Source organism: Moorena sp. SIO4G3 (genome assembly GCF_010692305.1).
In the GTDB taxonomy this organism is placed as follows: Bacteria; Cyanobacteriota; Cyanobacteriia; order Cyanobacteriales; family Coleofasciculaceae; genus Moorena; species Moorena producens_A.
This window is the reverse complement of the sequence record NZ_JAAHIG010000191.1, coordinates 9,574-16,564: the sequence shown is the minus strand read 5'-3', so window position 1 is coordinate 16,564 and position 6,991 is coordinate 9,574. Positions and strand designations below refer to the sequence as shown.

The window sequence follows — 6,991 nt, the reverse complement described above, 5'->3', positions numbered from 1 at the left end:
GGGGAGATAGGGAGATAGGGAGATAGGGAGATAGGGAGATAGGGAGATAGGGAGATAGGGAGATAGGGAGATAGGGAGATAGGGAGATAGGGTAATTATCAGGAAATTATTTCAGTATAGCGTTTTTCTCAGCTATAGACAGAAGAGGGCTCGCCCAAAGGTGGTGCGTTACGGGGCGGACTATCCCAACCCGGGCGTTGAGGCGAAAAATCATGGCAAGTCCGCCCCTAACGCACCCTACGCACGATTCCCGATTCCCGATTCCCTACTCCCTACTCCCTACTCCCTACTCCCTAAAACCGACTATTTCACAAACTGCGGCATAACTTCAGCAGCAGTCAATAGACCATAAATCCCCTTGTGATGTAGGGAAACTCCTGCTTTTAGATAGCCAAAGGCGGGACCACAGACATTAGCAGCCATGCTGGTTTCATCACCAAGGGTAAAGGTGTGAGTGGAAATCTTACCCTCAAAGGTGCGACCGGTGATTTGGACATTGGTACTGAGGGGTTTTTTAGGATTGCGGGTATCCACGACACCACCAACAGAAACGCGATCGCGTGAGCAAATCCCTGCTAGTTCCAGCATCACATCATCAGCGTGTTCCATATTCTCTAGGCTGATGATGCCTTTGGTTTCATCTAATAAGGCTTCGACTTCAGCATCACTCATGGCTTTGGCTCGTTCTACATCATAACCGGGAAGGTGAGCAATATCTTCTCGAATGGTGGCTCGATAGGCTTCCCAGTTAGCAATCCCTACCCCAAAGGTAATCTTGACACTGTGAATCTCGGCATAGCTTTGAGATGCGATCGCAGCAGCAGCGGTCAATAATCCTGGAGTAGCACCGCAGCCAGTCATATAGGTAATTCCAGCAGCTTGCAATTCATCTTGGAGTTGCAACACTTGTTCTAGAGCACTAGTGCGCTTGAGAGCATCTACTAACACTCCCTGCCAACCCGATTGAATAAATTGCTTAACTACCGATGCCATAAAGGTATTCGGTAAATTTGGCAGTGCTAGAAAATATCCATCTACTGTCGCGTTTTGGATTAAGTCTTCGATACTGTTGCTACTTAAAGTGCCACCTGGTTCTACATAACCCAATGAACCTTGGGATTGGTAGGTCTGGATACAACGGTCAGGATTTAACCCAGCTGCGTCATACGCATAACCTTTGCGGTCAGCTGCTGCTACCCAAAGCATTTCTCCCTTAGGAGCTAAGACTCTGGTCGCGGCTTGACCTAATCCCCCAAAGCCTAAAACCCCTACTCTGATTCGCTCTAATCCATTGGGATTGGCGGTTTTGGGGTTATTTACACCTCTGACTTGCGTTTCACTCATAACTTATAGACTCTTTCGCCCAACTTTAATAATTCATACTTCATACTTCATACTTTGCCCAGTCCCCAGGGTAAGGGAAAAAATCAATAAAGAGGAATTATTATCAATATTATTGATATAATCATGCAATAGTGCTGAAAAATCTTGGCGTTATCTAGTCATAATCCTTGACCAGTATCACATTTTGGCTCAATTTTTTTTTGGCTTACCCTGGCCTAGTCCCCTAGGTTTATATATAGCCGTTTATAGATTGTGGCCCACGGCCTCAGTCCCTTGATTAAAAACCCCTATATTTTTGTTAACAAACCATTTTTGGGTTACACCACCCCTTGACTATTCCCTAAAGTTACGAGAAACTTACAAAATATTAAAGTAAACACTCGATTTACTATAAACTTATGTTAATGTTGTTTGCGCCATGATATGAATTATTATCATTTGATTAGTGACCAGCTATAGCACTAGTCAGTGATCAGTGATATAGCGCTACGCGCAAGGCAAGAGGCAAGAGGCAAGAGGCAATAGTTTACTAGAACTACTTTTGCTGCTTGTATCAATGTCAAACACCTTAATGCGTAGTGTGATATCAATCCGGGATTACATACTCCTGGACTGGCGCAACAACCGGTGCCACAACCTGTAACTAGGGATAAACCGAGCACTCAGGCGATTATGGAAACATTAGAGTTTGTCATTTATCCAGATGGTCGAGTCCAGGAAAAAGTCACTGGGATCATCGGAGCATCTTGCGCAGAGGTAACAGCTGCTATTGAAGCTCAGCTAGGACGAGTCGTATCTGTTGAGAAAACATCAGATTACTTCGACCAAAAGCTTGAACTGTCCGCAACAGCGACAACTCAAGCTACGGTTAGCCATTGGTAAATTTGTGTTCCAGTTAGTAAATTCGTTTAATTACCAAACATGTCTCATTTCAGCACTATCAAAACCCAAATCCGTAACCGTTCATCCTTAGAAACTGCTTTAACTGACTTAGGGATTGATTGGGAATCTGGTCCTAGCTCTGTGCGCGGTTATCAAGGCCAAACTCGCACTGCTGAAGTAGTGATTGAGCAAGAGAATGACTACGACATCGGTTTTAGTTGGAATGGTAACGCCTACGAACTAGTTGCTGATTTTCAGTATTGGCAACAGCCTTGGTCTGTAGATGGTTTCCTACAACGGGTAACCCAGCGTTACGCTTACAACACAGTAATTAAGGAAACTGCTAAGCAAGGCTTTGAGGTTGCTGAGCAACAAGATAATAAAGATGGTTCAATTCGTTTAGTGGTACAACGTTGGAGCGCGTAATGTCTGAGTTCTCACCGACGCCAGAGCGTTCGGGTTTAGAACCAGAGTTAGGGGGTGTCTTTCGAGATGCTCCAGAGCGGTCTGGTTTTGAGCCAGAGCTAGGGGGTATTCTGCGACAAAAAGGTGTTTACGTTGATGAAATTACCTGCATTGGCTGTAAACACTGCGCCCACGTCGCTCGCAATACGTTTTACATGGAAGCCGACCACGGTAGATCCCGGGTTTTTCGGCAAGATGGCGACCCAGAAGAGGTGATACAAGAAGCGATAGACACTTGTCCAGTAGATTGTATCCACTGGGTTGATTACACTAAGCTTAAAAATCTAGAAGAGGAGCGACAATATCAGGTAATTCCTAGAGCAGGATTGCCTATTGAACCAAGTGTTGTGGCTGCCAAAATAAAGGAGAGGAAGCTGGCAAGGAAGCTTAGGAAAAAACGTACCTAGGCTGAATGCGATCGCGCAGCGTGACCAAAGGTCAATCGCTTTTTATAGTACTAAATCCTCCATGGCTTAGAGCCGTTGGGGGTTTTGTGTTGTTTGAACGCAATGGTTTTTTGGGATTATAGGGAGTAGGGAGTAGGGAGTAGGGAGTAGGGAAAATGCGATCGCATCCTTGATCGCATCCAACAACAACAATACCTTAAAACTGGATAGCATTATACTGTACCACAGAAATATCTTGATTTATCACAACATCAAAAACTCTTTAGATCTCTTTCTTACTACTCCCGACTCCCGACTCCCGACTCCCTATTCTTCGCCTACGACCAAATCCCACAACACATCAATACCTCTGCCAACATAATAGTCGGAATCTTGGTGTTGTTCAATCCATTCAATCACAGTAGCAAGAATATGATTGGATGTTTTGCCTAATTTCCCCAAGGCATAGGCAGCGCTGCCACGCACACCAGAATCGGGATCCTGAAGCCGTCCTAGGAGGATCCTGACTAAGGTTTCTGAGCTGTTTCCCAATTTGCCCAAGGCTCTGGCTGCGTTGCTACGTACGAAACAGTCATCATCCTGAAGCCGTTCTAGCAGGGCGTTGACTACAGTTTCTGAGTTGTTGCCCAATTCGCCCAAGGCTTCGGCTGCGTTCCCACGCACCCAAGAATGCTGATCCTGAAGCCGTTCTAGCAGGGCGCTGACTAGGTTTTCTGAGCTGTTGCCCAATCTGCCCAAGGCATTGGCTGCCCACCCACGCCCATGAGAATGATCATCCTGAAGCTGTTCTAGGAGGGCACTGATTACGGTTTCTGAGCTGTTGCCCAATTTTATCAAGGCATCAGCTGCGTTCCCATGCACCCAAGGATTCTTATCCTGAAGCAGTTCTAGTAGGGTGGTGAGTACGGTTTCTGAACTGTTGCCCAAATTGATCAAGGCACCGGCTGCCCACCCACGCACATAAGAATGATCATTCTCAAGCCGTTCTAGTAGGGTGGTGATTAAGGTTTCTGAGCTTTTGCCCAAATTACCCAAGGCTCTGGCTGCGCTCGCACGCCTATGCAAATCATCCACAGAAGCATAAGAATGATCATTCTGAAGCAGTGCTAGTAGGGCCTTGACTACAGTTTCTGAGCTTTTGCCCAAATTACCTAAGGCTCTGGCTGCGTTCGCACGCACAGAAAAATCCTTATCCTGAAGCCGTTCTAGTAGGGCTTTTATTACAGTTTCTGAGCTATTGCCCAATTCGCCCAAAGCATCGGCTGCTTCCCTACGCACATCAGAATTCTCATCTTTTAGCCGTGCTAGCAATATTGTAATTACCTGATCCTTTTCCCCTAATTCAGCTCGATAGTTAAGCAATCGCCAGTCATCAATCCGATCCGATTGCTCTTTCAACAATTCCAATACCTGTGCCTCAAAATCCGTGTCATACAAACTACAAATTATCTGAAAAACCTCCTCGTAAACCCTCTCTCCAACCCGCTCATTACTACTCACCTCTAACTCAACCAACCGCTCCAAAATCTCTTGCACCAATCCACCATCAGCACCACGGAAATTTTTCGGGTCTTCTGCCAAACAATTACCAGCAAACAACAAATCCCGGTGTAACCAATCCTCATAGTCACTAGTATTATTCAATACTGATCGAATTGCCTTTGCCGCATTTTTTGGTTTTTGTTGTGCTATCAGCAATAATAACACTTCGCGCCAGTGGGAGTCATGTAAATGCTCCCGAATATGATTTAAAACAATTCCAAAATCATACTCATTCTCTGCTTGATAGTTAATCTCCTGAGCGCACAAATATTCCTGAAACGTCTTATGAACAAACCCATAACAATCTTGCCCATGCTCATTCAATAAACCGGTGCGTTCGCGAATCAAGTTTACAAATACTTCTGCTTCTTCTTTAGCTTGATATAACTGCACCTGCTTCAATGTTTTAATCTGCTGACTCAACTGAGCAATCAAATCATTTTGGTTAATCAAGGTGCCGCCTTCGTTATCTTCACTATTTCCTTGGCTATGAATCCAATAAGCTAACAATTCCATCAATCGACGCAAATCATAGAAATCTAGATACTTAAATAGTCCCTGATTGCTGATTTCTTTGTTAGCATCCCAAGAGGTTAACAAGGTTTTGACTGCGCAATTGTAAAGCTCAAACCGTTCTTTGGGCAATACCGCTTGATACCGATGAATTAATGCAATAATTGTCAACAATAACGGATTCCGTGCCAACAAGGTAATCCGGTCATTATCATCCAGCGCCTTTCGTAAACTTTGCTTGCGCCTTTGAGCTTTTGCTTGGTCTTGAAAGCGACTGTTATACCAGTTCTCAATAAATGCCGAAATCTTCTGGTCATCAAAGGGTTGGATTTGATAGTGAGGAAATTCCTCAGTGCGGAAAAAGTCCCGTCGATAACCAGCCGGTCGAGATGTAATAATAGCGCGATTTCTGTCAAACTGTCCTAAAAAATTCTCGATGCGCTTGACTACATTATGGCGTTTAGCCTCTTCTGCTACTTCATCCAAACCATCCAGCAATATCAAGGCTCTACCATCAGATAACCAATGCTCAAAAAATCCCACTGGTAACGGTTTCACTGACATGGTGTTTTCAGCAAATATCCGAGCATAGTCGATTAGGCTTTTATCGAGATCTCTGGCAAAGTCTCGCATCCTGATTAAAATCGGTAACCAGTCGGTATCACCCTTTAATCCCAAAACCTCAGGATTTCCCTGAGCTAACATTACTGCAAAATAGCTCATCAAGGTGGTTTTACCAGAGCCTGGGGCACCCAAGATTACCACTCGTCTCGACTGACTTTGGCTCAATAACTGCTGAGCCAAGAATTTCCGGCCAGTTGTCTTTTCCAATAGTAGCCTTTCTGGCTTTTCCCCACTACCGGCTGCTAACAACTCCCTTTCCCAAGCGCCAGCAGTTGATACGTCTTCCACTACATCTGGCATTACAAAAATTTGGGCTAACTTCTCCGATTTTTCTACTTCTTGCCCAGGCACAGCAATGCCAGCAAATTTGACATCATCATACCAGTTAGCTAACTGTTGATTATAATCCGCTTTAGCTACCTGAAATTTTAGATAAGTATAAGTCTTCTGAAAATAAGCATTAATAAATTTCTCTATCCAAGGTTTAATACTATCTTGATTCAGTTTAATGTCATTGGCTTCAGCTTGCTGTTGAAATACCGTGCTTAAAATCTCCCGATCAGGCTTCCCTTGATTAAGTAACGGTTTCTGTAATTCCGCCAAAACAGCTGAATGAGTAAAATAGTCGTTCAAAAACCTACTAACTCCATTCCAGCCATCCGGGGGAGCGTGAAAAAATAAGCGCTGTTGACTATCCAGTTGTTTGTCCCATTGATCAACCGCTTCTGCTCCGGCTTTGATGGCTTTTTCGATATCGCTTTTAGTCAGAGATTTAATTATATGCTTCCCTGCTTGTCCCGCAATAATACCTAACAACGGTGACGCTACTTTCGATAGTTCTAAACTAGCCAAAAGGGACAATGGTTCCATAATTTATAGGTAATTATGTTCGATAGGTTTAATTATAGCAATTTCGGGAGCAGGTAGTAGCGAGATGGTTTTTTGCTTAGGTTGTGATCCCCCTAAATCCCCCTTAATAAGGGGGACTTTCCAGAGCGATTTCCGGACTTCCCTCTTATTAAGTAAAGGGAGAAAAAATAGATAGATTTCCGGACTCCCCCCTTATTAAGGGAACGGAGAGAAACTAGATCGATTTCCGGACTCCCCCCTTATTAAGGGGGGCTGGGGGGGATCGAGTTAGGAAATGGGATAGAAAGGGTTTGCTCTCCCCTTGGTTATTTGGGCAGAAGGGGGAAAAACTAGAGAGATTTCCG

The 6,991-nt window shown here is 44.4% G+C and carries 6 protein-coding genes; 3 read left to right on the top strand and 3 right to left on the bottom strand.

What is annotated here, in order from left to right; genetic code table 11:
* Window positions 1–303 precede the first annotated feature (303 nt).
* On the bottom strand, window positions 304–1,344 hold the full coding sequence (locus F6J99_RS27160; protein ID WP_293117130.1) for a saccharopine dehydrogenase-like oxidoreductase: 1,041 nt from the start codon (window positions 1,342–1,344) through the stop codon (window positions 304–306).
* A gap of 672 nt (window positions 1,345–2,016) precedes the next feature.
* Between F6J99_RS27160 and F6J99_RS27155 the strand changes: the two genes are divergently transcribed.
* Genes F6J99_RS27155 through F6J99_RS27145 form a run of 3 tightly spaced genes read left to right on the top strand, consistent with a single transcriptional unit; the run spans window position 2,017 to window position 3,098 of the window.
* Complete coding sequence (locus tag F6J99_RS27155) at window positions 2,017–2,226, top strand: DUF2997 domain-containing protein (RefSeq protein WP_071108026.1); 210 nt, start codon at window positions 2,017–2,019, stop codon at window positions 2,224–2,226.
* 39 nt (window positions 2,227–2,265) lie between these two features.
* Window positions 2,266–2,652, top strand: a complete 387-nt coding sequence (locus F6J99_RS27150) for a DUF1257 domain-containing protein (RefSeq protein ID WP_075903446.1) — start codon at window positions 2,266–2,268, stop codon at window positions 2,650–2,652.
* On the top strand, window positions 2,652–3,098 hold the full coding sequence (locus tag F6J99_RS27145; RefSeq protein WP_293117127.1) for a ferredoxin: 447 nt from the start codon (window positions 2,652–2,654) through the stop codon (window positions 3,096–3,098). Before F6J99_RS27150 ends, F6J99_RS27145 begins: the two co-directional genes overlap by 1 nt.
* A gap of 66 nt (window positions 3,099–3,164) precedes the next feature.
* Here F6J99_RS27145 and F6J99_RS27140 read toward each other — a convergent pair whose 3' ends face one another.
* Window positions 3,165–3,311 (bottom strand): hypothetical protein, encoded by a 147-nt coding sequence (locus tag F6J99_RS27140; RefSeq protein WP_293117124.1) that lies wholly within the window; start codon window positions 3,309–3,311, stop codon window positions 3,165–3,167.
* Between the two features lie 93 nt (window positions 3,312–3,404).
* Window positions 3,405–6,647 carry a HEAT repeat domain-containing protein gene (locus F6J99_RS27135; RefSeq protein WP_293117121.1) on the bottom strand — a complete coding sequence of 1,081 codons (3,243 nt, stop codon included), beginning with the start codon at window positions 6,645–6,647 and terminating at the stop codon, window positions 3,405–3,407.
* Window positions 6,648–6,991 lie beyond the last annotated feature (344 nt).

What these genes read in the sequence shown, in the direction of transcription:
- F6J99_RS27160 (WP_293117130.1), bottom strand. Translation starts at nt 1,344, where the DNA reads ATGAGTGAAACGCAAGTCAGAGGTGTAAATAACCCCAAAACCGCCAAT.
- F6J99_RS27155 (WP_071108026.1), top strand. Translation starts at nt 2,017, where the DNA reads ATGGAAACATTAGAGTTTGTCATTTATCCAGATGGTCGAGTCCAGGAA.
- F6J99_RS27150 (WP_075903446.1), top strand. Translation starts at nt 2,266, where the DNA reads ATGTCTCATTTCAGCACTATCAAAACCCAAATCCGTAACCGTTCATCC.
- F6J99_RS27145 (WP_293117127.1), top strand. Translation starts at nt 2,652, where the DNA reads ATGTCTGAGTTCTCACCGACGCCAGAGCGTTCGGGTTTAGAACCAGAG.
- F6J99_RS27140 (WP_293117124.1), bottom strand. Translation starts at nt 3,311, where the DNA reads ATGCTATCCAGTTTTAAGGTATTGTTGTTGTTGGATGCGATCAAGGAT.
- F6J99_RS27135 (WP_293117121.1), bottom strand. Translation starts at nt 6,647, where the DNA reads ATGGAACCATTGTCCCTTTTGGCTAGTTTAGAACTATCGAAAGTAGCG.